Origin of the sequence: Rhodothermus marinus (genome assembly GCF_009936275.1) — a bacterium.
Taxonomy (GTDB): domain Bacteria; phylum Bacteroidota; class Rhodothermia; order Rhodothermales; family Rhodothermaceae; genus Rhodothermus; species Rhodothermus marinus_A.
In genome coordinates this window covers 1059884-1086063 of record NZ_AP019797.1, presented here as the reverse complement: position 1 = coordinate 1086063, position 26180 = coordinate 1059884, and the positions used below count along the sequence as shown (strand labels likewise).

Below are 26180 nucleotides of genomic sequence, written 5' to 3'. Positions count from 1 at the left end.
AGCGGCCTCATGAAACTCACCGACGCACAATGGGCACGCATCGAGCCCCTGATCGTCTCCCCTCCTAAACGCCCTGATCGACGCGGCCGTCCCCGACGCGCCGACCGCGAGATCCTCGAAGCGATCCTCTGGATACTCCAGACCGGCGCTCCCTGGGCCAAGCTCCCCGCCCACTTTCCGCCCAGGTCCACCTGCCACGATCGCTTCCAAGCATGGAACCGAAACGGCACCCTCCAACGCATTTTGCAGGTGTTGGCCGAAGAACTCCACCAACAGGGCAAGCTCAAGCTTTCGGAGTGCTTTATCGATGCCTGCTTTGTCGCTGCTAAAAAGGGGGGACGTGTGTGGGCAAGACAAAGCGAGGTAAAGGAAGCAAACTCATGGCGATAGCCGATGCCAATGGGATGCCGCTGGCGGTGCTGGTGGCCAGTGCTTCGCCACATGAGACCCGGTTGGTCGAAGCCACTCTGGCGGCTCGTTTTACCGAGGCCAGGCCAGTACGTTTGATTGGAGATCGGGCTTATGACAGTGATCCGCTGGATAAGGCATTGGCGCAACAGGGTATAGAGATGATTGCCCCGCATCGGCGGAATCGGAAGCGGAAAAAGACGCAGGATGGGCGTAAGCTTCGTCGCTATCGACGCCGTTGGAAAGTAGAGCGGTTGTTTGCGTGGTTGGGGCATTTTCGCCGGATTGTGATGCGTCATGAGCGCTACGCGGAAAACTACCTGGGTTTTGTATTGCTCGGGTGCCTCATGATCTTCTTGAGAACCTTTTTCGGATGACTTCTACCAAAGAAGCGATCGACGTCCTGAGTATAGGTTTGCTGTAGCCCCTCATTCACCGTCATGAAGGCCGGCGAGCCGGTCTGGTTGTTGTATCGGACCAGCTCCGGCTTGCCGAACTGAGCCAGCGTAAAGGCCGCATAGATGTTGTTGTTGTTGTTGGGCGTCTCATAATGACGCCGCGTCAGACCGGTCGAAATGCCCAGCCGTAGCTTATCGCTGGGGAAAATATTGACCGTAGCGCTGGCCTGCGCCAGACGGTTGATATCAGCCGAGCGGGTACGCACCCCTGGCGGATACCAGCGCCCTTTCTTGGCCCCAAACGGCCCATCTTCGTCCGACCATCTCAGATTGACAAAATACGTGACTCCGGGCGTCCCACCACTGACCGAAGCCGAATAGGCCTGGTGGTAACCCGTCTCAAACATCTCATGCATGAAGTTCGTCCGCACCAGTTCATAAGGGCGAATCGGCCGCCCGAAGTACTTCGACATGGTATCGGCTACGGCCTGATTCCAGGCCCACCCGGTATTGTCCGGATAGATCTTCGGATACCACGAGGCGCCCTGCTCAATCCGGAAGCTGAAGCGCGGCGGCCCCACTGCCCCCCGCTTTGTGAAGATCTGAATTACACCATTAGAAGCCTCCGTGCCGTACAGCGTGGCCGCCGCGGCACCTTTCAGAATTTCGATCCGCTCAATGGCTTCGGGATCCAGATCGTCCAGGCGCGAAGGTGAGCCACCTCCGCCGGTTCCTACGAAGCCACTTCCGAATCCTCCGTCGCGATTAACTCGGATCCCGTCGATGTAAACGATCGGCTCATTGCTCTGGGAAAGCGAGGCCGAGCCGCGAATACGAATGCGGGCCCCCTCACCGGTGATACCGCCCGAAGGCAGTACGGCTACCGATGGCTCGCGTGCCATCAGCATTTCCGAAAGATTCTGCACCGGGGCAATCTCCAGACGGGCCGCATTGATGGTGGCGATCGTATTCCCAAGTCGCTTTACTTCTACGGGACCACCCGCACCGGTCACGACCACTTCCTGCAGGTTCAGCGCCGTCTGGAAGAGCGCAAAATCAACCGTGATAGTTGCCCCTTCTTCAACCGTCACCCGGCGCGTTTCCGTTCGATACCCGACGAAGCTGGCCTCCAGGGTATAGGTCCCGGCCGGAACACGCTCAATGGTGTAGTTCCCATCGATGTCCGTTGCCGCCCCGCGAATCAGCTCGCGAACCACCACGTTGGCGCCCGGGATGGGATCCTGCGTCTCGGCATCCACTACGCGCCCTCGGATCGTCCCCTGCGCCAATACGCTACCGGGCAGCAACAACGCCAGCAAAAGTGCGTAGCCAATGCGCATAACCTTTCCGGATTTTGGTGAGGCAAATCGATGACAATCTAACGCTATTTTAAAAAACAGATCACCTTTCCTTCAACAAGTCTTCAATCTAAACCGTCAAAATACCTGACCGAACTGCCAAAATCAGCGGTTGAGCAGGTGGGCGCGCACGCTTTCCAGGACGGGCAGCCCCTCCTCCAGCAACAGGCCGTGCAGGCGGGCCATTTCGTAGCCGCGGCCCATGCCGGCTACGGCCCAGACCTGTTCACCGCGAAGATAAAAGGCCAGAAACTTCCGGGCCGACGGGTCGCCGTCGAGCACCACCTCGTCCCAGGCGTCCACGTAGCCCAGGTACTGCAGGCTCACGCCGAACTGGCGCGTCCAGAAGAACGGCACGCCCCGGTAGGCACGACGCGCTCCGGCTGCATTGGCACCGGCCAGGCGCCCGTGCTGCGCGGCCAGTCGCCAGTGCTCGATCCGGATCGGCGTGCCCGTGCGCCAGTCGGGGAAGCGGGCGGCATCGCCGGCCACAAACAGCCCGTCGGCCGCCTGCAAAAAGGCATCCACGATAATGCTGCCGTCCGGGGCTTTCTGCACGCCCTGCACAAAATCCGTGGCCGGCTGCACGCCCACGCCCACCACGACCAGCTCGGCCGCAAGCCGACTGCCGCCATTCAGCACGACCTGCTGCACCCGATCCGTACCCTCGAAAGCCTGTACGGTATGCCCCAGCCGAAACGCCACGCCGTTTTCCTCATGCAGCGTCTGCAGCACGCGTCCGACCTCCACGCCGAGCGTGCGCTCGAACGGCACCGATTCTGGCGCCACGACGGTCACTTCCAGCCCGAGATGCCGCAGGCTTTGCGCGACCTCCATCCCGATGAAACTGGCCCCCACGACCACCGCCCGCCGGGCCTCGCGGGCCGCCGCGCGAATGGCCCGGCTATCCTCGATGGTGCGCAGCGTGAAGATGCCCGCCAGTTCAGCCCCCGGCACCTCCAGCCGGCGCGGCCGGGCGCCCGGCGCCACGACGGCCACGTCGTAGCGCAGCACCTCGCCATCGGCCAGCGTAATGGTTTTCGCGGCGGCGTCCAGCGCGGCGGCCGGCCGTCCCTGCACCACTTCGATGTCCGCCGCCTCGTAAAAGGACGGATCGCGCAGCGGCATCCACTCTTCGGGCGCCTCGCCCGCCAGGTATTCTTTGCTCAGGTTCGGCCGATCGATCGGCGGAAACTCGCTGCCGGCTACCCAAACCACACGTCCCCGAAAGCCCTCCGCCCGGACGGCCTCGACCGCATAGGCGCCCGCACAGCCCGATCCGACCACCACGCAGGTGCGCGCCTCCTGCGGATCGCGTCGGACCAGCGCCGGTGCCCGTCGGCCTTCCACCGTGTCGGGCAATTCCACCAGCACCTGATCGTTCTCGACGCGCACCGGAAAGCGCGGCAGGTGATCCATCCCCGGCGGCTCCAGATGCTCGCCGGTTCGCGCGTGGAAGCAGGCATGGTGCCAGGGACAGATGATCCGTTCGCCATGAAGCGCGCCCGTCGCAAGCGGGGCCCCGTAGTGCGTGCAGCGGGCTCCCAGCGCGTAAAACTGACCGTCCAGTCGCACCAGCAGCAGTTCCGTCTCGCCCGCTTTCACCTGTTTCATCTGGCCATCGGCCAGCTCATCGACGCGGGCAACCGGATAGATCGGCATGGCAGGCAGGTGTTTGTTTCAACAGAAAAGCTTTTCAGAAGATAACCCACCTGGTTCCGAAGGTCCAGCCCCCGGCTTCAACCATCCGGTTACGAAACAGGCGGCCGTCTGAAGCCCACCCTGCTTACCCTGCGCTGCAAAGGCTTCTGTTTGGGCACCCCGCTATCGCTTATGCCGGACTGGAAGTCATATGGGATCGCTGATTTACTGGTGCATGAGGAGGCCACACCCCGTGTGGCGGACGTGATCCGGCGGGTATGATCGGGCGGACACAGGGGTCCGCCCCTACGGGATAGGGAAAACGCCAAGGATCTGTAGGGGCGCACCGCCGTGTGCGCCCGTGCTTTCTCACATGCACTATGATTTCCGGGAAATCATATAAGTTCTACAAACCAGTGCTTCTGGCACGCAGCGCAAAGCACCAGTTTACCAGTTCTTCCCTTGTTTTCCGGATAAGTTCTACCACAAGCGCGCGTACCTGTCCAGCAAACTGATGATCAAAAATCATGGGCGCACACCCTGGCGCGCCCCTGCCGGAAAAAATGCCCCCACCTCGCAGGAGTGAACCCTCAGGGTCCGCCCCGAACATCGGGCGCGGGCGGTCGCGCGTGGCCGCCTCAAGCAATGCGAAGCACGATCTTGCCCACGTTCAGATTGGCCTCCATGCGGCGATGCGCCTCGGCTACTTCCGTCCAGTCGTAGATGCGGTCGATCACGGGCCGCAGCCGGCCTTCGGCAAAGTCGCTCAGGAAGCGCTCGGCGAACGCCTGCGTCAGCCGCACCTTGTAGTCGCGCGGGCGGTTGCGGAGCGTGGAGGCCATCAGGTGCGCCCGCCGCGCAAAAAGCAGCCGCAGGTCGAACGACGCAACGCGACTGCCGCCCATCGTGGCCAGCAGCACGATCCGTCCGTCCACGGCCAGACATTGCAGGTTGGGCTCCAGATAAGGCGCCCCGACGAAATCGACGATCACGTGCGCTCCGGTTCCGCCGGTTGCTTCCTGCACCCGCGCGGCAAAGTTTTCGGTATGGTAGTCAATGGTGGTTTCGGCACCCAGCGCCCGGCAGACTTCGTGCTTGGCGGCCGAGGCGGTGACGTGCACGTGCGCGCCGAGGCGCCGCGCCAGCTGGATGGCGGCCGTTCCCACGCCACTTGCGCCGGCATGGATGAGCACGTGCTCGTTTCGCTGCAGCTGTCCCAGCCAGCAGAGCGCCTGATAGGCCGTCAGAAACACCTCGGGAACGGCGGCGGCCTCCTCGAACGACAGGTTGTCCGGAATGCGCATGGCCATCCCGGCCGGCAGCACGGCGTATTCGGCGTAGCCCCCGCCCTCGACGAGCCCGAACACGCGGTCGCCCACCTGCCAGCCCGTCACGCCGGGTCCCAGCGCAGCCACCGTCCCGGCCACGTCCAGCCCCAGAATCGGACTGGCGCCGGGCGGCGGCGGATACTTCCCTTCCCGCTGCAACAGATCGGCGCGGTTGAGCGACGTGGCCCGCACGCGCACCAGCAGTTCGCCCGGGCCGGGCGCGGGCGTGGGATATTCCCCCAGATAGAGTTTTTCAGGACCTCCCGGTTCGCTGACCAGAATGGCTCGCATGTCGTTCACCACCGCGATAATTCGAGGCTTTGCCGGCAATTTACACAGCAGCACCTTTCTTTTCGGTCGCTTCGTACTATTTTTAGCAAAAAGACAACCATCGCGTTCACCAAAGCCAGCGAGGAGCCATGAAAGTTACCGTCATCGGAGCGGGCAACGTGGGGGCTACCGTGGCCGAGTGCGTGGCCCGCAAGGACATGGTCAAAGAAGTCGTGCTCGTGGACATCGTCGAAGGGCTGCCGCAGGGCAAGGCGCTCGACATGCAGGAGGCCGCGCCCATCCACGGCTACGACACGCGCATCATCGGCACGAACGACTACAAAGACACGGAGGGCTCGGACATCTGCGTGATCACGGCCGGCTCGCCGCGCAAACCGGGCATGAGCCGCGACGACCTGCTGGCGATCAACGCGAAGATCGTGCGCTCGGTCACCGAGCAGTTCGTCAAGGGCAGTCCGAACGCCATCATCATCGTCGTGTCGAACCCGCTCGACGTAATGACCTACGTGGCTTACAAGACGAGCGGCTTTCCGAGCCATCGCGTGATGGGCATGGCCGGCGTGCTCGACACGGCCCGCTTCCGCACGTTCATCGCACTGGAGCTGGGCGTTTCGGTGCGCGACGTGCAGGCGCTGCTGATGGGCGGTCATGGCGACTCGATGGTCCCGCTGCCCCGCTACGCCACGGTCAGCGGCATCCCGATCACGCAGCTGCTACCCAAAGAGAAAATCGACGCGATCGTCGAGCGCACGAAGTTCGGCGGCGGCGAAATCGTCAAGCTGATGGGCACTTCGGCCTGGTACGCGCCGGGCGCGGCGGCGGCCGAGATGGTCGAAGCCATCGTGAAGGACGCGAAGCGCATCCTGCCCTGCGCCGCCTACGTGAACGGCCAGTACGGGCTGAAGGACCTGTTCATCGGGGTGCCCGTGCGGCTGGGCCGCAACGGCGTTGAGGAGATCATCGAAGTGGAGCTGAACGAAGAGGAGCGTAAGCTGCTCGAAGCCTCGGCCGAGCACGTGCGCAAAGGCATTCAGGACCTGGAGCGTATCGAAGCGGCAGCGAGCTGAACGAAAAGCCGGAGTTCCGCATTAGCTGAAGGGTGCGGAACTCCGGCTTTTTCCTGCTCGTAGGCGCGCAAAAAGCGTAGCGCCTGTCGCATGGCACACGTTCACACACACGCGCACGATGGGAGCCACCGTCGGCTCGTGCTTTCGATCGGCCTGAACCTGCTCATCTCGGTGGCCGAGATCGTCGGGGGCTTGCTGGCGGGCAGTCTGGCGCTGCTCTCCGACGCCGTGCATAACCTGAACGACACGGCCTCGCTGGGGGTCAGCTACGTGGCCCGCCGCCTGACCCGCCGCCGGCCCAACGCACGTAAGACGTTCGGCTATCGCCGCGCCGAGATCGTGGGCGCGTTCGTCAACCTGGTGACACTGGTGGTCATCGCGCTCTTTCTCGTCAAAGAGGCAATCGACCGCCTGCTGGCGCCTCAGCCCATCGACGCGCCCGTCATGCTGACGGTGGCTACAATCGGCCTGGTGGCCAACGTGCTCACGGCCGTACTCTTATACCGGGACGCTCATGAGAGTCTGAACATTCGCAGCGCTTTTCTGCACATCATTTCGGACGCCGTTTCGTCGGTGGCCGTCATCCTGGGCGGCATCGCCATCCTGCTCTGGGGCGCCTACTGGGTGGACCCGGTCATCACGATCGGCATCGCCGTCTATATCGCCTTGCTGAGTCTGAAGCTTCTCCGACAGACTACCCACATTCTGATGGAAGGCACGCCGGAGAATCTGGACCCCCGGCACATTGCCGCCGATCTGCGCCAGATGGCGCATGTACGCGACGTGCACCACGTGCACATCTGGCAGCTCGACGAACACCACCTGGCCTTCGAGGCGCACGTGGTCGTCGACGAAGCCGACCTGCCCCGGATGGAACAGATCAAGCGGGCATTGAAGCAGCGGCTGCGCGAGCAGTACGGGATCGGGCACGTGACCCTCGAATTCGAAAGCCATCCCTGCTGCGAGGAAGCCTCGGCGCCGCCCTGCCACGACCCCCTGCCGGCCCGCCAGTAATTTTTTCAGTAGCGCTCAAGATACCATTCCATCTCGGGCTCAACGCGCGGAAGCATCTGAAAGCGATCGCGGCGACTGCGTTGCACCACCAGTCGGCCGCGGGCCGTGGCCGCACCGCGCACCAGCTCCACCGTATAGGTGCCCGGCGGCAGATAGTAGCGGCCGTTGTCGGCCACCTTCACCTGTGCTTTCTCCTCGCGCTGCGCGTTGAACGCGGCCACCTGCGTCGTGTCGATCGTCAGATCATAGACCGGGTAGTTCAGCCCGACCTCGGCCGTGTCGGTGCGCACGGCCAGCAGCAGGCCGTCTTCGGTCAGCACCCGGATCGTCACCGGACCGGCCTCGCGGCTGTAGTACGGAATCCGTACGGCGGGCGTGTCGGGCGGCATCCAGACGGCCCGGATGCGGCCCCAGTTCGGATTGCGCTGGAGCGTGTCAATCGCGAACACGTGCAGCGGCCGCTGGAGCAGCTCCGGCGTGAGTTGCTCGACCTCCTCCAGGTCGGCCACGTAGAGCGAGCGGCCGTGCGTGGCCACCACCAGATCGCGCTCCCGCTTGTGGATGACCAGGTCGTGCACGGGCGCATGCGGCAACCCCTCGTAGAAGGGCATGAACGAGCGCCCGCCGTCGAGCGACACGTAAAGCCCGCCGTCGGTGCCCACGTAGAGGATGTCCGGGTTGTAGGGATCCTCCCGCACGACGTTAATCGGCTCGTAGGGCAGATCGGTCCCGATGCGCGTCCAGTGCAGCCCGTAATCTTCGGAGCGGTAGAGATAGGGCGTGAAGTCGTCCCACCGGTACCCGTTGAGTGCCACGTAGACGCGGCTTTCGACGTGTTGCGAGGGTTCGACGTGGCTCACCCACAGGTGCTGCGGCAACGCGTCGGAAATGCGCTGCCAGGTGACGCCGCCGTCGCGCGTTACGTGCACCAGGCCGTCGTCGCTGCCCACGTAGATGAGCCCGAAGCGAAGCTCCGACTCGGCGATCGTCGTGAGCGTGCCGTAGGGCACGTCGCCTTTGCGTCCGCCGCGCGTCAGGTCGCCCGAGATCGTCTCCCAGTCGTCGCCCCGGTTGAAGGAGCGGTGGAGCTTGTTCGAGCCCAGGTACAGGATGTCGGGATGGTGGCGCGACAGGAAAATGGGCGTCTCCCAGTTGAATCGAAGCGGCCGCTCGCCCAGCTTGTGGCGGGGCTTGATGGGCACGCGCCGACCCGTTTTGCGCTCGATCCGGAAGTAGTTGCCGAACTGAAAGCCCGCATAGACGATGTCGTTCGTGCGCGGATCGACCTGCACCTGCATGCCGTCGCCGCCCAGCAGCCGCTCGTAGGGATAGCGGCCCTCGGCGTACCATTCGTAGCTGAACTCGTAGGTGCTGGGGCCGACCCAGACGCCGTTGTCCTGCAGACCGCCGTAGACGTTGTAAGGCCGGGCGCTGTCGACCGCCACCGAATAGAACTGTCCCACCGGAGGCGTGTTGGCCTTGAACCAGGTCTGGCCGTCGTCATAGGTCAGGTTCACGCCCCCGTCGTTGCCGTTGACCAGGTGGCCCGGCCGGTTCGGGTTGACCCAGAGCGCATGGTGGTCCACATGCACGTTCTCCTCGTTGATCGAGCGCCAGGTACGGCCGCCGTCGTCCGAGACCAGGATCGGCACGCCCATGATGTAGACGTGGTCGGGGTCGTTCGGATCGACCCGGATCTGGCCGAAATAATAGCCATAGGAAAAGTACACGTTGTCCAGGTAGCCTTCGTGCGTGCGGCGCCAGGTGCGGCCGCCGTCGTCCGAGCGATAGACCTCGGCGCCGATGACGGGCGTCTCGAACAGCTCCCGGTTTGCGTCGGTCAGGTAGTCGTAGAGCGCCCGCGGCTCGATTTCGCCGCGCCGCACCATCTCTTTCACCCGCTTTGCCGTGTACTCGCGCGGGAAGCCGTTTTCCCGGAGGAAAGCCTCCAGCGAATCGTCCGACAGCGCCAGAAAGGCCTCCCGGCTCATCTCCAGAAAGTCTTCCTTGGTCAGCGCGGGTTGCTCCGCTTCTTCCTCGGGGCGGTGGTACTGGTTGTCGAGCAGTGCATAGAGAATCTGCGGATTCTTCGGATAGAGGGCCAGTCCGATGCGACCGACGCCCTCGCCCGTCGGGAAGCCGCTGCCCTCGACGTTGAGGCGCTGCCAGGTTTCGCCGCCGTCGGTCGATTTGAAGATGCCCGAGCCGGGACCCGCCTCGACGAAGTTCCAGGCGCGGCGTTCCCGATGCCACATCGCCGCGTAGAGCACGTTCGGGTTGGTCGGGTCGATGGCCAGGTCGATGGCTCCGGTGTTGTCGTCCACGTAAAGCACACGCCGCCAGGTGCGGCCGCCGTCCGTGGTCTTGTAGACGCCGCGTTCGGGATTCGGCGAATAGAGATGGCCGACGGCCGCTACCCAGACCGTGTTGGGATCGTCCGGGTGGATCACGATGCGGCCGATGTGGTGCGTTTCGGCCAGGCCCAGATGCTCCCAGGTGCGGCCACCGTCCGTGGAGCGATAGATGCCCGTGCCCGCGTAGGAAGAGCGGCTGGAGTTGCTTTCGCCCGTGCCCACCCAGATCGTCTCGCCATGCGCCCAGTCTACGGCAATGTCGCCAATGGTCATCGTCGCCCCGCGGTCGAAAAGCGGCCGGAAGGAAATGCCGTTGTTTTCGGTCTTCCAGAGGCCGCCCGAGGCGTAGGCCACGTAGAATTCGGTCGGGTCGTCCGGGTTGACGTCCACGTCCACCACACGGCCGCTCATGATGGTCGGGCCGATGCTGCGGAAGGGCACGTTGCGCACGAGCGAGCGTTCCACCCGTGCCATACGCTCCTGAAACGACCGGAGCCGCACGTCGGCCGGGGTAGGTGGCACCGGCGCCTGTTCCTGCGCCTGTGCCGAGGTCAGTACCAGGCCGAGCAGCAGGCCGAAAAGGCCGCGATACCGTGATTTTATGCGCTTTCTCATGGTTTTTATATTCCGGTACGTTTCGGGGTCAGCAGAAACTACGAGATCGTCTTATTTTTTGCCATGCCCCTGCCTGATCTGGAAACACGCGCGATGTCGTCCGAAGTGCTGGCCCGGCCGCCTTTGCGCACGCGGGCTTTCAAGCTGGCGCTGCGCACGGCCCGGCGTTCGCTATCCCGTCGGAGTCGGCTGATGCGGTTGGTGTTGCACGCTTCGCGTCGGCTGGCCCACCGCGAGGCCGCGCTGGTGCAGGTACGCGGCGAACTGCAGACGCTGCTGCGCATGGTGCATGCCTGGGCGCGCCGGGAATACCGGGTCGTCCCCTGGCGCTCGCTGCTTTACGCTGCGGCCGCACTCGCCTACTTCGTCAATCCGGCCGATCTGTTGCCGGACGCTCTGCTGGGCCTGGGTCTCGTGGACGACGTGGCCGTCATTGCCGCCGTGGCCCGCGCCATTCAGGCCGACCTCGAACGCTTCCGTCAATGGGAGGCGCTGCGTAGCCGCAACAACGGACGCCGACACGCATGAAGCTGCTGCTGATCGCCCTGGGCGGCGCCCTCGGGGCGCTTGCCCGCTACGCGCTTTCCGGGCTGGTCTACGCCTGGCTGGGACCGGCCTTCCCCTGGGGCACGCTGGTGGTCAACCTGACCGGCTGCTACGGGCTCGGACTGCTCTGGGCGCTTTCGGAGGCGGTCCCGCTGCCAACCCCGATTCCCCCGCTGGTTTTCGTGGGATTTTTCGGGGCGTTTACTACCTTTTCCACGTACGGACTGGAAAGCTTCAACCTGCTGCGCGACGGCGAGCTGGTGCTGGGTCTGCTGAACCTGCTGGGAAGCAGTCTGGCCGGCCTGCTGTGCGTCGCGCTGGGTTTTCTGACCGCCCGCCTGTTGCTGCATCTGGGAGGCATGCCATGACGAAGCTACCCGCCGAAGGCGTCCTGCTGCGCATTTTCATCGGCGAGACCGACCGCTACCACGGGCGGCCGCTCTACGAACAGATCGTGCTCAAGGCCCGCGAGCTGAATCTGGCCGGCGCCACCGTGCTGCGCGGAATCATGGGCTTCGGGGCCTCCAGCCGCGTCCACACGGCCAAACTGCTCCGGCTCTCCGAGGACCTGCCCGTGGTGGTCGAGATCGTCGATACGGAAGAAAACATCCAGAAAATCTTACCTTTCCTGGACGAGGTCGTACAGGAAGGACTCATTACCATGGAGAAGGCTCATGTTATCCGCTATCGCCACCGTTCGGAAGATTAAGCACACAGGCTGGCTCCTGATGGCCCTGCTATGGGTGATCCCGCTGCGGGCCCAGGAGCCGGTCGATACGCTGGCCGTTCGCCTTATCCGTGAGGAGGGGCTGGAGCGGAGCCAGGTGATGGCGACGATGTTCTGGCTGACCGACGTGTACGGCCCGCGCCTGACGGGCTCGCCGCTGCTCGACAGCGCGATGGCCTGGGCTGCCCGTCGGCTGGAAAGCTGGGGGCTGGCGAACGTCCATCGCGAGCCGTGGGGACCGTTCGGGCGCGGCTGGACGCTGCACCACGTGCGGGCCGAGGTGACCGCGCCCGTCGCCTTCCCGGTGCTGGCCTACCCGAAGGCCTGGTCGCCCGACATCGACGGCCCCGTCACGGCCGAGGTGGTGCGCTTCGACGTGGAAGACACCAGCGCGTTTGCCGCCTACCGGGGCAAGCTGCGTGGGAAGATCGTACTGCTGGAGCCGCCCCGGGAGCTCAAGGAACCCTTCGAGCCGCTGGCGCGGCGGCGCGATGCCGAAGACCTGCTGGCGCTGGCCAACGCGGCCCGTCCCGAAGGCGGCGGCCGCCGTTACAGTGCGGAAGTGCTACGCCAGCTCGAACTGGCCCAGCGCCGCCTGCAGTTTCTCTACGAGGAGCAGCCGCTGGCCATCCTCGACCGTGGCTACCGGGGCGACTACGGCACCGTGTTCGTCGATGCGGCCGACGTGCCTGCAGCGCCCGGCACGCCCTGGTACGAACGTCCCGGTCCCTGGGAGCCGGGCGTCCGGGTCATCCCCCAGTTCACCGTGGCCGTCGAGCACTACAACCGCATCTATCGGCTGCTCGAGCGCGGCTTCCGGGTCGAGATGACGCTGGATCTCGACGTGTCGTTCAACGACGACGATCCGTACGAATACAACCTGATCGCCGAGCTGCCCGGCACCGATCCCCGGATCGGCGACGAGGTGGTGATGCTCGGTGCGCACTTCGACTCGTGGCACGCGGGCACCGGTGCCACCGACAACGCGGCCGGCTCGGCCGTCATGATGGAGGCCATGCGCATCCTGAAGGCGGTCTACGATCGGCTGGGCCGCGGCCCGCGCCGCACGATCCGGCTGGCGCTCTGGACCGGCGAGGAGCAGGGTCTGCTGGGCTCCCGCGCCTATGTCGATCAGCATTTCGCCGAGCTACGCGGCTGGGGCCAGCCCCCGGGCCGCCTCAAGCCCGAGCACGAAAAGTTCTCGGTCTACTTCAACCTGGACAACGGCGGCGGCAAGATCCGGGGCGTCTATCTGCAGGGCAACGAAGCCGTGGCCCCGATCTTCCGGGCCTGGCTGGCGCCTTTCCACGATCTGGGCGCGGCCACGCTCTCGCTCCGCAACACGGGCGGCACCGACCACCTGTCGTTCGACGCCGTGGGCCTGCCCGGCTTTCAGTTCATTCAGGACCACCTGGCCTACGGCACGCGCACGCACCACTCGAACATGGACGTCCTCGACCACGTGATCGAAGACGACCTGAAGCAGGCCGCCACGATCATCGCCGCCTTCGCCTACCACGCGGCCGAGCGCGACGAGCGCCTTCCCCGAAAGCCGCTGCCGATGCCCGAAGGTACCCACTGAGCTGGAGCGACGGAACGCCTTCCAGACCTCAGGGCGGGTCGTCGGACCCGCCCTTTTTGCATTCAGGCCCGGGCGCGTGCATCGGCATCCTGCGGGGCGGCGACCTCGACCGGCTTCATCGGATAGACAAAGAGCGTCTGCGTCGGGTAGGCAAACTCGATTCCCTCCTGCTGGAAGCGCTCAAACAGCGCCAGGTTGATGGCCTGCTGGATGTTCATGTAGAGCGTGTAGTCCGGATCGAGCACCCAGTAGACCACCTCGAAGTTGAGCGACGAAGGGCCGAACTCCTTGAAGTGCGCCCGGTCGAAGCGCACCATCTCCTGCGCCTCGATGATCTCGCGGATGATCTGCGGGATCTTTTCCAGCTTTTCCTTCGGCGTCTGATAGACCACGCCCACCGTGAACACGATGCGCCGCTCCTGCATGCGCTTATAGTTGCGAATGCGGCTGTTGAGCAGATCGCTGTTGGAAAAGACGAGCTGCTCGCCGGTGAGGCTGCGGATGCGTGTGGACTTGAGGCCGATGTGCTCGACCGTGCCCATGTAGTTGTCGATGATGATGAAGTCGCCCACCACGAAAGGTTTGTCGAGCACGATCGACAGCGAGGCGAACAGATCGCCCAGGATGTTCTGTACGGCCAGGCCGATGGCGACGCCGGCGATGCCGACGCTGGCGATAAGCGCCGTGATGTCCACGCCGAAGTTGTCCAGCGCCACCAGCAGCACGATGGTCCAGAGCACGAGCCGCCCGATGAAGCCCAGCGCCTGCATCGAGGTGACGGCGGCCGGGTCTTCTTCGAGCTTCTGCTGGCGATAGCGCTCCACGTAAAACGTGATGAGCCCGCTTCCCCAGCGGATGAGCTGCAACAGCAGCAGCACGAAGGCGATGCGCCCGCCCCACTGGACGACCGGCCGGGGCAATTGCACGATGGCCACCGCCGCATAAAAGGCCAGACCCACCAGGAAGTAGGCGCGCGTCTGGCGCAGGATGTTCGCGATGATGTTGTCGATGTTCGTGCGGGTGCGCGTGGCCAGCGCTTCGATCCGGCCTGCCAGCACCCGCTGCACCACGATGAACACCACCGAAAGCGCCGCCCACACCCCGATAGCCTTGAGCCATTCAAGGAGCGGTGCGCCGGCAATCATGGTCTGTCCCAGTTCATTGAGCTGCAATCCCAGAAGCATGCTCCTCCACGGATTGGTTCGCGCGTTCACGTGCTCGAAAAATATAAAGGATCTCCTTCCCTTCAGGAACAGGGACTTTTTGTTGCGGTTGATGGTGCTGCTCTTTCAACAGGATTTTCCCAACCCTGCGGCGTATGGAACCGGTCAGCGACTATCAGCCAGAACCAGAGCGACGCGTAGGCCCCACCGTCTCCAAGGACAAATGGATCAACCACGCCAAGAACAAGCTGGCGCGGGGCTATGTGCTCATTGTGGGCACCGAGCGGCGAAACGCCAACTTCTACCTGCGGGGCAAGGGCTACGAGATGTGCCCTTACGACGTCGCCCAGGCCATGATCAAGCTGGGCCTGGTGGTGCAGACGGGCAAGCACCATCTGGGCCTCATCTACGAGCTGGTGCCGGAACTTAAGGCCGAACTGCAGCAGCGCCATCGTCCCCGCACGCCCGAGCCGGAGCCCGACACGATGGAAACCATCCTGGGCGGACTCGAGGACGAAGAGGAGGCCGAAGTCGATGCGGTGGTGCCGGACGAAACGCTCGACGAAGACCTGGATGAGGAACTGGACGAGGACGAATTCGACGACGAGGAGGAGGACGACGAGTTCGACGAAGACGAATTCGACGAAGAGGACTTCGAGGACGAGGATCTCGAGGACGACGAGGAAAAAGACTGAAGCGAACCGGCGCTTCGCATGCCTGAACGTCTTCGGAATCGATCTTCCGAAGACGTTTTTTTCGGGGATCGCTGATTCACCGGTGCATGACGGCGCCCCTCATGTGCCGGACGTGATCCGGCGGTATGACAGGGCGGACACCGCGGTCCGCCCCTACCTGATGGAAACGTCGTGGTTGGTCTGGTAGGGGCGCATCGCAGGGTGCGCCCGCGCTTTCAGGGCGGGAAACCGGGTGTGATCATGGGATGCCGCCCCCTGTACCCCGATGTCCGGGCCATCGTCTCAGAACTGGCCGGCCAGCTGGCGCAGGCGAATTTCGGCGACCTTGGCCTCGTAGCGGGCGTTGACCAGACGCTCTTCCGCCTGCAGCAGGGCCTGCTGCACTTCTCGCAATTCCACCGAAGAGATCGTTCCCAGTCGAAACTGCTCCAGCGCCACCTCCACGTTCAGACGGGCTGCCTCCAGGTTGTCCTGCTCCAGCGTAATCAGCTCCAGGTAGCGCTGATAGGCGGCGTACTGCTGGGCCAGCGCCGTTTCGATCGATCGTTGCACCTGCTCCAGCTGGACCTGATTGGCCTGGTAGTTCAGCCGGGCATTTTCTATGCGGCGTCGCCGATTCCAGCCGTCAAACAGCGTCAGCGACAGACTCAGTCCATAGCTGAAGTCGAAGGTGCGGCTTTCCTGCATGAAGCCGCTTTCGGAATGCAGGTTGGTGTACGTGTAGCCGGCGATCAGATCCAGCTGCGGCCACCGCTCGGCTCGCAGTTCCTGCAGGGCATGGTGCGTCAGGGACACCGCAGCCCGGACCTGTTGCAACATGGGATTGCGCTCCCGGGCCGCCTCGTGCAGGGCCGGAAGCGTCAGCGAAGGATCGACGCGGATCGAATCGACGGTGCGGAAAGGCGTTCCGGGATCGCGCCCGAGCAGTTCGTTGAACGCAGCCCGTTCCTGCGCCAGCAGCACTTCCTGCCGCAGCAAGGCGGCCTGGTCCGCATTGAGATCGACCTGAGCCCGACTCACTTCCAGTCGGGAGGCGGCGCCCAGGTTGTAGCGCATCCGGGCAATTTCCAGACGCTCGGTCGAAATCGCCACGGTCGATGCGAGCACCTCGCGCTGCTGCTGGAGCCGCACCAGATTGTAGTAGGCGATGGCGACCTCGGCCAGCAGCGCATTGGTGGTGGCGCGGACGTCGGCTTCAGCCCGGGTGGCCTCGGCCTCGAGCCGGCGATAACGGGCCCACTGCCCCAGTCCATCGAAAATCGTCCAGCGCAGCTGCAGGCCGCCATCCAGGCGTCGCGCCTGTGCGCCGTTCCGCACGACCGGTTCCGGGTTGGTCAGAAACTGCTGCCGGGTGTTGGTCAGGCTTCCGGTCCATCCCATGCTGAAAGAAAGCTGCGGCCAGAAGCCCGCCGTCCCGAGCGCATAATTGTTCTCAGCCTGCCGGGCCTGCAGCCGGCTCACCTGCACCGAAGGGTTGCGTCGGCGGGCCAGTTCGAGCGCTTCATCGAGGGTCAGAAGCGGCTGGGCCACTGCATGCCGCACGCCTGTCACCAGCAGGCCCAGTACACAGAGCACACAGGCAATCCGACTCATGCTTCGGTCGCTTCCAGCTTGGGTTCGTCGACAGCCGCCGGCGTCCGGGTCGTTTCGCGCGTCAGATAGGTGTAAATGGCCGGGATGACGTACAGCGTCAGCAGCGTTCCGATCACCATGCCGCCGATGATCGCAATCCCCATGGGCATCCGACTCTCGGAGCCGGCCCCCAGCGCCAGCGCAATGGGCAGAATGCCCAGAATCGTCGAAATGCTCGTCATCAGAATCGGCCGGAAGCGTGCGGACGCCCCTTCTTTGATCGCCTCCAGCACCGGGAGCCCGGCGGCTTTGCGCTGTTTGGCAAACTCGACGATCAGAATCCCGTTCTTCGTAACCAGTCCGATCAGCATGATCATGCCGATCTCGCTGAAGATGTTCAGCGTCTGTCGGAAATACCACAGCGCCAGCAACGCCCCGGCCAGCGCCAGCGGCACCGTCAGCATGATCACGAACGGATCCCGGAAGCTTTCGAACTGGGCCGCCAGAATCAGGTACACCAGCGCCAGCGCAAACAGAAAGACGAACAGCAGGCTGCGCGAGCTTTCGGCAAAGTCACGCGAAGGGCCGCTCAGCGCCGTCGAGAACGTTTCGTCCAGGACGCGCTCGGCGATGGCGTCCATGGCGGCAATGCCATCCCCGATCGTCTTGCCCGGTGCCAGGGCGGCCGACACGGTGGCCGAAACGTAGCGGTCAAACCGGTAGCGCTGGGGCGGCGTGCTCTCTTCCGAGAGCGAGACCAGATTGTCCAGCGGAATCAGCTCGCCCCGCGCATTGCGCACGTAGAGCGTCCGCAGATCCAGCGGATCGTTGCGGTTTTCGCGCTGCAGGAGCGCGATCACCTGGTACTGCTTGCCGTTCATCACGAAGTAGCCGATCCGCTGCTCGCTCAGGGCCAGTTGCAGCGTCTGCGCAATGTCCAGCGCCGAAACGCCAGCCTGCCGGGCCCGCGCCCGGTCGATCTGCAGCCGCAGCTCGGGCTTGTTGAATTTCAGATCGACGTCCACAAACGTAAAGGTCGGATCCTTTTCGGCCGCTTCCAGAAAGCGCGGCAGTACCTCCCGCAGCTTTTCCAAATTGGGCGCCTGGAGCACGTACTGCACGGGCAATCCGCCCCGGCGGTTGCCGATCGACTGCGGCTGCGAGACGAACGTCCGCGCTCCCGGAAAATCGCGCACGCGCTGGCTCAGATAGTCCGCAATCTCCTGCTGCGTGCGCGTGCGCTGCTCCGGATCTTTCAGAATGAGACGAATGAAGCCCGAGTTGACCGACGAAGAAGCGCCAAAGCCCGGCGAGGTGACCGAGATGATCGCTTCGTGCTCGGGCACCTCTTCCTGAATCATCCGGATCAGTTGATCCATGTAGGCATCCATGTACTCGAAGGTCGCACCCTCCGGTCCGCTGGCAAACAGGCTGATGTTGCTCCGATCTTCCATGGGCACCAGCTCGGCCGGCAGGCTTTCCATGAACCAGACGATCAAGCCGCCGGCCACCAGCAGGATCGGAAACGCCAGCCACCGCCGCCGCAAAAACGCCTCCAGCGAGCGCCGATACCCCTGCGCCATGCGCTGGAAGAAAGGCTCCGTTTTGTAATAGAACCACGAATGCCCCTGGTGGCCCCGCAGCAGCCGCGTGGACAACATAGGCGTCAGCGTCAGCGCCACAAAGGACGAAATCACCACGGCCCCGGCGAGCGTCATGCCGAACTCCCGAAACAGCCGTCCGGTCAATCCGCCCAGAAAGAGCAGCGGCATGAAGACCGCCACCAGCGCCAGCGTCGTCGCGATCACGGCAAAGAAGATCTCCCGCGTCCCGACAATGCCCGCTTCGACCGGAGGACGCCCCTGCTCCAGCTTCGCGTAGATATTCTCCAGCACCACGATCGCGTCGTCGACCACCAGCCCGATGGCCAGCACGATGCCCAGCAGCGTCAGCACGTTGATCGAAAAGCCGAAAAGATACATCAGGAAAAAGGCTCCGATCAGCGAGACGGGAATCACCAGCACGGGGATGATCGTGGTGCGCCAGTCGCGCAGGAACAGAAAGATGATGAGCACGACGAGGCCCAGCGCCAGAAAGATGGTCTGCTGCACCTCCCGGATCGAGTCCCGGATGTACTCCGTCACATCGAAGCCGATGCCCAGCTCGATGTCGGCGGGCAGCTCTTTTTTGATCTGTTCAAGCCGGCGATAGAACTCGTCGGCGATGGCGATGTAGTTGGCGCCGGGCTGCGGACGCAGCACGACGCCCACCATCGGGATCCCGTCGCGTTTCAGGACGGTCCGTTCGTTCTCAGGCCCCAGCTCGGCATGCCCTACGTCCCGAAGGCGCACCAGGCGGCCCCCTTCTTCTTTCAGAATCAGGTTGTTGAATTCCTCGGGCGTCTGCAGGCGGCTGAGCGTGCGGATCGACAGCTCGACCGAGCCCCCCTCGATGCGTCCGGCGGGCAACTCGACGTTTTCGCGCTGGAGCGCGTCCCGCACGTCCAGGGGCGAAAGCCCGTAGGCCGCCAGCTTGTGAGGGTCCAGCCAGATGCGCATGGCATAGCGCTTCTCCCCCCAGATGTCCACTTCGCTGACGCCGGGGATCGTCTGCAGCCGTTCTTTGAACAGCTCCTCGGCAATGCGCGTCAGCTCCAGCAAATTGCGCCGGTCGCTTTTGACGTTCAGAAAGACGATCGGCTGGGCATCGGCATCGGCCTTGGTAACGATGGGCGGATCGACGTCCGGGGGCAGGTTGGCCATGGCGCGCGAGACGCGATCGCGCACGTCGTTGGCCGCCTGTTCCAGATCCACCCCCAGCTCAAATTCGACGGTGATCGTCGAGCGGCCGTCTCGACTTACCGAGGTGATCGAACGAATTCCGGCGATGCCGTTGATGGACTCTTCCAGGGGTTCGGTGATCTGCGTCTCGATCACCTCGGCATTGGCGCCCCGGTAGTTGGTCGCCACCGTAATGATCGGCGGATCGACGGCCGGGTATTCCCGCACGCCCAGATAGGTGAAGCTGACGATCCCGAAAAGCAGGATCACCAGCGAGAACACCACCGCCAGAACGGGGCGCCGGATGCTGACGGAATACAGGCTCATGACGAGGCTTCCGGTTAGCTTCCAACCAGTTCGATCTCGACCGGCATGCCCGGCTGCAGCAGCTGCACCCCCTGCACGATCACCGTATCGCGGGGTTGCAGGCCTTCGAGCACCTGTACGCTATCTTCCAGACGCAGGCCAGGAACGACGGTGCGCGCCGTGACCTGTCCGTTCTCATAGACAAAGAGTTTATACTGGCCCATCTCGGGCACCAGCGCGATCGCCGGGACGAGCAATGCCTCGGGGATTTCTTCAAAGATGATTTCCACGCGGGCAAAGGCTCCGGGCAACAGCAGCCGATCCGGATTGGCGCTGAGCGCCCGCACGCGCAGCATGCGGGTGCTTTCGTCGATGCGGGGTTCGACCGCGTAGATGCGCCCCTCGAACGTCCGCGTCAGGCCCTCCAGCGTAAAGCGAACGCGCTGTCCCACCCGCACGCGGTGCGCATAGCGCTCCGGCACGGCAAACTCAATTTTGACCGAATCGAGCGCCTGCAACAGGGCGATGGGCGTACTGGGCGTCACATAACTCCCCATGCTGATCGAGCGCAGGCCGATCACGCCGTCAAACGGTGCCCGCACGACCGTTTTGTCGAGCTGTGCCCGTATCAGATCGGCCTGAGCTTCGAGCACCTGCACCTCGCTGCGCGTCGCATCGACCGTCTCCTGACTGACCCCGCCGCGTTCGAGCAGTTGCTCCTGGCGTTGCAGCTGCGCGCGCAGCAGCTGCAGCCGCGTCTCGACCTGACGCAGCTGGGCCTGCAGCTCGTCGTCATTGAGGCGGATCAGCACCTCTCCTTTTCGGACGGGCTTTCCTTCTTCAAACAGCAACGCCTCGACCCGACCGGACACCTCCGGATGCAACTCGACCGCTTCGCCCGCCAGGACCGAACCGGTGACGACCAGCCGATCCGCCACCGAAGTGGGCCGCACCACCATGGCCTGTACCCGCAAAGCCCGCTGCGCCGGCCCCACCGCCGCGGTTTCCCGCCCGTTCTGCGCCCACCGTGCATAGACCAGCCCTGCGATGATCAGCAGCACTACAAGGCCTGTCGCGATCCGACGAATCATGAAAGCCGTGCCGTTGCTGTTGCCGGTAGAAACGACCGTACGCTTTTATACGACGCGTCGAGCGGTTCGATACCGCCGCGCCGCATGAAACGCACGTCGCTGTCACCAATGGCACCTTTCCGGTTCAGAAAGCGGGAAGCTCGGCGCGGGTGAGCATGCCGACGAGCTGCTCCCGGTGCACGACCAGTAGCGCCGCGGCCTTCCGCGCCTCCAGCAACCGCATCGCCTCGGTCAGTGGCGTTTCGGGTGTGACCACGATCGGTCGTGGATTCATCACGAGCCGAACGGCCGTCGTCGGATCTTTTTCCTGAAGCGCCTGCTGCACCGCCTCACGGTGCACCAGACCGACGGGTCGGTGGTGGACGTCCTCGACGGGCACGGCGTCCAGCTGCTTCCAGTCCATCAGCGCCGCCACGAACTGCAGCGGCTCGTCTTCCTGCACGGTGAACAGATCGGTGGTCATGACGTGCTCCACGCGGCGGTTGCCCTGCGCTGCGCGCCGCCGCACCGCGGCCAGCCGCGCCGGCTCCCAGCGATGCACCGGCCGATTCTCCTGCTGATAGGCCTGCATGGTCAGCACCAGCGCCTCCAGGCGTTCGGCGCGGCTCCCCTGCCCTTTCATTGCCGCCAGCGAACGAAGCTGCCATTCGGCGCCGGTCTGACGACTTTCCACCCGCTCCCGGATGATCCCCAGATAATAGGCGATGTCCGCCGGATCGACACCCGCGCGTTGCAGTCCGGCCCGCGCCATCGGCAGCAGTTCCTCCAGGATGAGCCGCTGGGCCGGCCAGCGCGCGCCGTCCAGCCAGGTCAGATGCGCGCCCAGCCCGAGCCGGGCCGCGGCGATGAAGTTGCCCCGGACCTCGTCGAAATCCATCCGCCGGTGCAGCTCCGGCTCACGGTGCGCCAGCTCCAGCACGAGCCCTACCCAGAAGGCCGCATTGGCCACCTCGTCGGCGGGCGTGGGGCCGGAAGGAAGCACGCGGTTTTCGATGCGCAGGTGCGGACGGCCCTCCGACACCCCATAACAGGCCCGATTCCAGCGATAGACCGTTCCGTTGAAAAGCTGCAGCGCCTCCAGCCGGGGCATGCCGCCCTGTTCCAGCACCTTCCAGGCATCTTCCGGAGGCGACTCCGGCGTGAGCAATACCCGGAAGCGGGCCAGGTCCTCGCGGTAGATTTCCAGCACTGACTCCCGCACCCAGTCCGTGCCAAAGTGCACGCGTGGGCTCATTTCGCGCAGGTACAGGTTGCCGCCCCGCGTATCGATGGCCTGCCGGAAGACCGCAATGCGCGTCTCGTGCCAGAGCCGCTTACCGAAAAGCACCGGGGCGTTGACCCCGGCGGCCAGCACGGGCGCGGCGGCCAGCTGGGCGGCGTTGTAAAAGCGGGGAAAGGCGTCCGGATCGACCTGCAGGTGCACCTGGAAACTGGCGTTACAGCCCTCGGCCATGATGGAGTCCAACTGCACGAACAGCTCGTCGATACCCGTGATCTGCAACTGAATGGGGCCACCGCGCAGGCGCGTGATGGCTTCGTTAAGCCGGGCGTAGCGCGGCCGGGGCGTCATGTTGTCGCGCGTCAGGTCCGAGAGATGAATGGTGGGCAGGATGCCGCACAGCGCAATGTCGTCGCCCAGCTCGCGCGCCAGCTTTCTTGCATGGGCCAGCCGCTCCAGCAGCTGTCGTTCCAGGCGCCGCAGACCGTCGCCTTCCAGAAGCACCGGCTCCAGGTTGATCTCCAGGTTAAAGCGCGTCAGTTCGGGCACCAGGTGCGGATCCCGGTTACGCGCCAGCACCTGCTCGGCCACCGGCGCCGGATTGCCGCAGGGCTCCACCAGAAACAGCTCCTGCTCGGCCCCGATCCGGCGGACGCCCCGCTCAATCAACCCATCCTCCAGCATCCGCGCAAGCGCCGCAAGGTCTTGCAGCAGCTGCAGAGCAAACGGCGAGAGGGCTTGTGCTTCATTCGAAGTCGTGGCCATATCTTGCGGGTACAGTAAGACAGAAGCACGCCGAACATAGAATATAAGCCGCTGCTTTCAACGCGGCCTCTCAGAATGATTCCGCAAGCGCTACTCCCCCACCGGCGTCCACATGGAACGAAAAGTGCTGCGTCCTCACTGCGGCGTGGACGCCCGCACCGGGTTCCTGCGGAGACGTCGCGGCGGATCGCCCCGCCGTACTTTGCAAAAGGCCCGATTTTTCAGACGCAGATCACCTGCGCGCTTCATCCCGCAGGATCCGGAGGTCCGGGTCGATGATCGGCTCGGCTTCGAGTTCGCCCAGCGGCACGACGGCCTCGCCGTCCGGCATGGGAATGCGACGGCGGGTGTCGCCGATCTGCACCTCGACAGGCATCGGAAACGGCAGGTTGTCCGGCGTTTCCCAGCGCAGAATGAGACGGTCCGGCTCGCGCGTCACGACCAGCCGGGGCAGCTCGGCACGGCGCACATACACCTCGAAGAACCAGTCCAGCTCCTGGCCGGTGATCTCCTCCACCAGCGTGGCGAAGTCGTCCGTAGTGGCAAAGCGGCACTGGCGGCCGTCGACGACGCGCTCCAGGGCCGGATCGGGATAGGCCATGCGGCGCAGCGCCCGGAAGAACGCCGCGTCGCCGATCAGATAACGCAGCGTGTGGAGCACCCAGGCGCCCTTGTAATAGATGTCGTTGTCCGTCTGACCCGTGGCGGGGTCGGCAAAGTACATCTCGGTCGTGGTCTTCGAGGTGCGAGGGGCGATAGGCCGCCGGTTGCGGATGGCGGATCGATAGCGCATCAATTCGGCCCGGTAGGCTTCCGGTCCGAAGCGTTCCTCCGCATAGAGCGCCTGCATGTAGGTGCAGAAGCCCTCGTGCAGCCAGAAATCCTTCCAGTCGTAGGCGGTCACCAGGTTACCCCACCATTCATGGCCCAGCTCGTGGTGATGCAGCCAGTCGTAGCCGTAGGGCCGGTCCGAAAAGTCGCTGCCGTAGGCGATGATCGTCTGGTGCTCCATGCCCAGGAAGGGCGTGTGTGCAATGCCGTACTTGTCGGCCCGAAACGGATAGGGTCCCAGTCGCCGCTCGTAGAAGGCCAGGTGGTCGAGAAACTCCGGCAGCATGCGGCGGGCGTCGGCCGCGCGTTCGGGCAGCACCCAGAAGGTGACCGGTATCGTATCGCCCGCCACGCTGACGTAGGTGGTATCGACGGTCCGGTAAGGGGCGATGTTCAGCGCCACGCCGTAGTTGTTGATGGGCGTCGAGACGAACCAGTGGTAGGTGCGCGTGCCGTCGGCGTGTCGCTCGACGCGGCGCAGGCGGCCGTTGCTGGCCACCACGAGCGGTTCGGGCACCGTGATGTGCAGCGCCATCGAGTCGGGTTCGTCCGAGGGATGGTCCTTGCAGGGCCACCAGAGGTCGGCCCCTTCGCCCTGGTTGGAGGTGGCGATCCAGGGCCGGCCGTCGACCGTGCGGGCCCAGGTGAAGCCGCCGATCCAGGGCGGATAAGGCGCCTCGCGGGGCACGCCGCCGTAGTGCACACGGAGCACCACCTGCCGGCCCGGCTGACGGGTGTGGGCCAGGTGCGTCCAGATGCGTCCGTCCGGTCGGTGCTCGAAGGTGCGCGGCACCCACCGTCCCGCCACCTGTTCTTCAATGCGCCGGACGGTCAGCACCGTGTCGAGGTCGAGCACGAACCAGATGAGCGGATGCACCACGCGGGCCTGCACCGTCAGCGTGCCGTCGATGCGGCGGGCGTCCGGCTCGACGCGCAGTGCCAGCTCATAAAAGGTCACGTCGTAGGCGGCCTGCTCGGGAAGCAGCGGTCCGCCGGAGTGGTTCGTCACGCGCGCCCCCAACTGCCGCTGCGCACAGGCGGTCTGTGCGGCCAGCAGCACCAGGCAGCAGATCAGCCCCGGCAGGGCAATCCGGAAGCGTCTCGGTCGTTTTCGGTCTGGCGTCAGCATGGAAGTCGGCGATAATACGATTTACCGGGGCATGTGCGCGGCATCCCATGCCCCCTTCAGCCGCTTTGCGACAGCTTCTCCTGCAAGGGGAAGCAGGATCTGTTGGCTACGGCTGGGCTGGTTGTAGCAACGGGTGCCCGGGCGCGTTTCAGCGTCGCTGTCTTCCCTCATGTGCTTCCCCCGCCCTGCCCGGGAGGGGCCAGGGGGAGGGTGTTCCCGCTGGGTGCGGGCGCCGACGTTCGGGGCGCTGGCGTTGACGCCGCTTTTTCCGGGCGTGAAAGCACGGGCACATGGGATGTTGCCCCCTCATGCCCCAGTAAATCAGCAGTTACATATAAGCTGCGACAGGATAAGACATTCCCCGGATTCTTTCAATCTGTCCCGGCAGCGTACGGCCCGGCTTTCCATGCAGCTGCGCGCTTGTCGTCAGGCATGAAGCGAAGCGGAGTGCTGTCAACGCCAACGCGGTCGTTGTCCGGCACGGAGCGCGGCGAAGGGCCATTTATACACCGGACAGGAAATCCGAGGCGCCGACAGGCCTCCCTCTTCAAGAATCTCTACGTCAGGGTGCTCCGCCCTTTCCCCTATCGCAGCAGCGCCAGCAGTGCCGCAATCACCCCGATCTGCCCCGCCCAGAAAATAAACATCCACCGCACCAGACTCGCATAGCGCTCGCTGAGCGTCACCTGCAACTGCGCCGATACCTCGGCCATCTGCTTTTCCAGTCGCGACACCTCCTCTGTGATCCGATGATCCAGTCGCTTCTCCAACTCCGCTATCTGGACCTCCAGCCGTTTCCCCTCCTCTGTGATTCGATGATCCAGCCGCTTCTCCAGCTCCGCCATCTGTTTTTCCAGACGGGCCACCTCCTCCGTGATCCGATGATCCAGCCGCTTCTCCAACTCCGCCATCTGCTTTTCCAGACGGGCCACCTCCTCCGTGATCCGATGATCCAGCCGCTTCTCTAACTCCGCCATCTGCTTTTCCAGATGCGACACTTCCTCTGTGATCCGATGATCCAGTCGCTTCTCCAGCTCCGCCATCTGGACCTCCAGCCGTTTCCCCTCCTCCGTCACCCGCCGCTCGAAACGCTCGGCCAGGATCCCCAGCAGGTTGTCCCGCTCGTGATGGGCCGCTTCGTTAAGCAAAGCGATCAGCGCCTCGACGCCCTCGTCGCCGAGCTTTTCGCGCAAAACTTTCGGGACCGTCAGAATCGCCATGCTTGGAAAAGGATAGCCCTGCGAAAACAGCAAACTTCAAATGGCGTGCGATGGGTTCCCGGGTCGGACCGACCCGGAGC

19 protein-coding genes are annotated in these 26180 nt (G+C 64.3%); 8 read left to right on the top strand and 11 right to left on the bottom strand.

From position 1 onward, the window contains the following. The first annotated feature begins 9 nt into the window (after window positions 1-9). Window positions 10-785 (top strand): IS5 family transposase gene (locus GYH26_RS04840; protein WP_197738543.1). Its coding sequence is split into 2 segments (ribosomal slippage): window positions 10-346 and window positions 346-785, totalling 777 coding nucleotides; the frame shifts between segments, so codons are not numbered across the junction. Here GYH26_RS04840 and GYH26_RS04835 read toward each other — a convergent pair. The 3 genes from GYH26_RS04835 to GYH26_RS04825 all read right to left on the bottom strand — a co-directional run bounded on the left by GYH26_RS04835 (window position 725) and on the right by GYH26_RS04825 (window position 5424). Next, entirely contained in the window at window positions 725-2146 is a 1422-nt protein-coding gene (locus GYH26_RS04835) for a carboxypeptidase-like regulatory domain-containing protein (protein ID WP_161540692.1), read from the bottom strand. The genes GYH26_RS04840 and GYH26_RS04835 overlap by 61 nt on opposite strands. Before the next feature lie 123 nt (window positions 2147-2269). Then, window positions 2270-3826 carry an apoptosis inducing factor family protein gene (locus GYH26_RS04830; protein WP_161540691.1) on the bottom strand — a complete coding sequence of 519 codons (1557 nt, stop codon included), beginning with the start codon at window positions 3824-3826 and terminating at the stop codon, window positions 2270-2272. Window positions 3827-4443: 617 nt separating this feature from the next. After that, on the bottom strand, window positions 4444-5424 hold the full coding sequence (locus GYH26_RS04825; RefSeq protein ID WP_161540690.1) for an NAD(P)H-quinone oxidoreductase: 981 nt from the start codon (window positions 5422-5424) through the stop codon (window positions 4444-4446). 128 nt (window positions 5425-5552) lie between these two features. Here GYH26_RS04825 and mdh point away from each other — a divergent pair, with 128 nt between their 5' ends. Further along, window positions 5553-6491: a malate dehydrogenase gene (gene mdh, locus GYH26_RS04820; RefSeq protein ID WP_161540689.1), complete on the top strand. Its 939-nt coding sequence runs from the start codon at window positions 5553-5555 to the stop codon at window positions 6489-6491. A gap of 90 nt (window positions 6492-6581) precedes the next feature. Continuing rightward, window positions 6582-7505, top strand: a complete 924-nt coding sequence (locus tag GYH26_RS04815; RefSeq protein ID WP_161540688.1) for a cation diffusion facilitator family transporter — start codon at window positions 6582-6584, stop codon at window positions 7503-7505. A 5-nt stretch (window positions 7506-7510) separates the two neighbouring features. Here GYH26_RS04815 and GYH26_RS04810 read toward each other — a convergent pair whose 3' ends face one another. Further along, window positions 7511-10474 carry a VPS10 domain-containing protein gene (locus GYH26_RS04810; RefSeq protein WP_161540687.1) on the bottom strand — a complete coding sequence of 988 codons (2964 nt, stop codon included), beginning with the start codon at window positions 10472-10474 and terminating at the stop codon, window positions 7511-7513. Between the two features lie 63 nt (window positions 10475-10537). Here GYH26_RS04810 and GYH26_RS04805 point away from each other — a divergent pair, with 63 nt between their 5' ends. From GYH26_RS04805 to GYH26_RS04790, 4 genes are read left to right on the top strand one after another with little or no spacing between them, the layout of a single operon-like run. Further along, complete coding sequence (locus tag GYH26_RS04805; RefSeq protein WP_161540686.1) at window positions 10538-11002, top strand: DUF1232 domain-containing protein; 465 nt, start codon at window positions 10538-10540, stop codon at window positions 11000-11002. After that, on the top strand, window positions 10999-11388 hold the full coding sequence (crcB, locus tag GYH26_RS04800) for a fluoride efflux transporter CrcB (protein ID WP_054686114.1): 390 nt from the start codon (window positions 10999-11001) through the stop codon (window positions 11386-11388). The genes GYH26_RS04805 and crcB overlap by 4 nt, the downstream gene beginning before the upstream one ends. After that, complete coding sequence (locus tag GYH26_RS04795; protein WP_012843413.1) at window positions 11385-11729, top strand: DUF190 domain-containing protein; 345 nt, start codon at window positions 11385-11387, stop codon at window positions 11727-11729. The genes crcB and GYH26_RS04795 overlap by 4 nt, the downstream gene beginning before the upstream one ends. After that, the gene (locus tag GYH26_RS04790; RefSeq protein ID WP_161540685.1) at window positions 11695-13329 is read left to right on the top strand and encodes a M28 family peptidase; all 1635 of its coding nucleotides are present in this window, start codon (window positions 11695-11697) and stop codon (window positions 13327-13329) included. The genes GYH26_RS04795 and GYH26_RS04790 overlap by 35 nt, the downstream gene beginning before the upstream one ends. Before the next feature lie 62 nt (window positions 13330-13391). On the opposite strand, the gene GYH26_RS04785 is transcribed toward GYH26_RS04790, so the two are convergent. Beyond that, window positions 13392-14513, bottom strand: a complete 1122-nt coding sequence (locus GYH26_RS04785; RefSeq protein ID WP_161540684.1) for a mechanosensitive ion channel family protein — start codon at window positions 14511-14513, stop codon at window positions 13392-13394. A 134-nt stretch (window positions 14514-14647) separates the two neighbouring features. Between GYH26_RS04785 and GYH26_RS04780 the strand changes: the two genes are divergently transcribed. Next, a complete protein-coding gene (locus GYH26_RS04780; protein WP_161540683.1) occupies window positions 14648-15187 on the top strand; it encodes a hypothetical protein in 540 nt (179 codons plus the stop codon). A gap of 282 nt (window positions 15188-15469) precedes the next feature. Here GYH26_RS04780 and GYH26_RS04775 read toward each other — a convergent pair whose 3' ends face one another. From GYH26_RS04775 to GYH26_RS04750, 6 genes are all read right to left on the bottom strand, one after another. Continuing rightward, window positions 15470-16780, bottom strand: a complete 1311-nt coding sequence (locus tag GYH26_RS04775) for a TolC family protein (protein ID WP_161540682.1) — start codon at window positions 16778-16780, stop codon at window positions 15470-15472. Further along, window positions 16777-19866, bottom strand: a complete 3090-nt coding sequence (locus GYH26_RS04770) for an efflux RND transporter permease subunit (RefSeq protein WP_161540681.1) — start codon at window positions 19864-19866, stop codon at window positions 16777-16779. Before GYH26_RS04770 ends, GYH26_RS04775 begins: the two co-directional genes overlap by 4 nt. Before the next feature lie 14 nt (window positions 19867-19880). Further along, window positions 19881-20936 carry an efflux RND transporter periplasmic adaptor subunit gene (locus tag GYH26_RS04765; RefSeq protein WP_014067506.1) on the bottom strand — a complete coding sequence of 352 codons (1056 nt, stop codon included), beginning with the start codon at window positions 20934-20936 and terminating at the stop codon, window positions 19881-19883. 124 nt (window positions 20937-21060) lie between these two features. Next, window positions 21061-22920: a glutamate-cysteine ligase family protein gene (locus tag GYH26_RS04760; RefSeq protein ID WP_161540680.1), complete on the bottom strand. Its 1860-nt coding sequence runs from the start codon at window positions 22918-22920 to the stop codon at window positions 21061-21063. A gap of 232 nt (window positions 22921-23152) precedes the next feature. Beyond that, on the bottom strand, window positions 23153-24880 hold the full coding sequence (locus GYH26_RS04755) for a M1 family metallopeptidase (RefSeq protein ID WP_161540679.1): 1728 nt from the start codon (window positions 24878-24880) through the stop codon (window positions 23153-23155). A 584-nt stretch (window positions 24881-25464) separates the two neighbouring features. Beyond that, on the bottom strand, window positions 25465-26100 hold the full coding sequence (locus GYH26_RS04750) for an LA_3696 family protein (protein WP_161540678.1): 636 nt from the start codon (window positions 26098-26100) through the stop codon (window positions 25465-25467). Window positions 26101-26180: the final 80 nt, after the last annotated feature.

Excerpts from the sequence above, each read along its gene's own strand:
- GYH26_RS04815 (WP_161540688.1), top strand. The coding sequence starts at position 6,582 with ATGGCACACGTTCACACACACGCGCACGATGGGAGCCACCGTCGGCTC.
- GYH26_RS04785 (WP_161540684.1), bottom strand. The coding sequence starts at position 14,513 with ATGCTTCTGGGATTGCAGCTCAATGAACTGGGACAGACCATGATTGCC.
- GYH26_RS04830 (WP_161540691.1), bottom strand. The coding sequence starts at position 3,826 with ATGCCGATCTATCCGGTTGCCCGCGTCGATGAGCTGGCCGATGGCCAG.
- GYH26_RS04775 (WP_161540682.1), bottom strand. The coding sequence starts at position 16,780 with ATGAGTCGGATTGCCTGTGTGCTCTGTGTACTGGGCCTGCTGGTGACA.
- GYH26_RS04755 (WP_161540679.1), bottom strand. The coding sequence starts at position 24,880 with ATGCTGACGCCAGACCGAAAACGACCGAGACGCTTCCGGATTGCCCTG.
- GYH26_RS04770 (WP_161540681.1), bottom strand. The coding sequence starts at position 19,866 with ATGAGCCTGTATTCCGTCAGCATCCGGCGCCCCGTTCTGGCGGTGGTG.
- GYH26_RS04805 (WP_161540686.1), top strand. The coding sequence starts at position 10,538 with ATGCCCCTGCCTGATCTGGAAACACGCGCGATGTCGTCCGAAGTGCTG.
- GYH26_RS04825 (WP_161540690.1), bottom strand. The coding sequence starts at position 5,424 with ATGCGAGCCATTCTGGTCAGCGAACCGGGAGGTCCTGAAAAACTCTAT.
- GYH26_RS04835 (WP_161540692.1), bottom strand. The coding sequence starts at position 2,146 with ATGCGCATTGGCTACGCACTTTTGCTGGCGTTGTTGCTGCCCGGTAGC.
- mdh (WP_161540689.1), top strand. The coding sequence starts at position 5,553 with ATGAAAGTTACCGTCATCGGAGCGGGCAACGTGGGGGCTACCGTGGCC.
- GYH26_RS04760 (WP_161540680.1), bottom strand. The coding sequence starts at position 22,920 with ATGGCCACGACTTCGAATGAAGCACAAGCCCTCTCGCCGTTTGCTCTG.
- GYH26_RS04810 (WP_161540687.1), bottom strand. The coding sequence starts at position 10,474 with ATGAGAAAGCGCATAAAATCACGGTATCGCGGCCTTTTCGGCCTGCTG.
- GYH26_RS04795 (WP_012843413.1), top strand. The coding sequence starts at position 11,385 with ATGACGAAGCTACCCGCCGAAGGCGTCCTGCTGCGCATTTTCATCGGC.
- GYH26_RS04790 (WP_161540685.1), top strand. The coding sequence starts at position 11,695 with ATGTTATCCGCTATCGCCACCGTTCGGAAGATTAAGCACACAGGCTGG.
- GYH26_RS04780 (WP_161540683.1), top strand. The coding sequence starts at position 14,648 with ATGGAACCGGTCAGCGACTATCAGCCAGAACCAGAGCGACGCGTAGGC.
- crcB (WP_054686114.1), top strand. The coding sequence starts at position 10,999 with ATGAAGCTGCTGCTGATCGCCCTGGGCGGCGCCCTCGGGGCGCTTGCC.
- GYH26_RS04765 (WP_014067506.1), bottom strand. The coding sequence starts at position 20,936 with ATGATTCGTCGGATCGCGACAGGCCTTGTAGTGCTGCTGATCATCGCA.
- GYH26_RS04750 (WP_161540678.1), bottom strand. The coding sequence starts at position 26,100 with ATGGCGATTCTGACGGTCCCGAAAGTTTTGCGCGAAAAGCTCGGCGAC.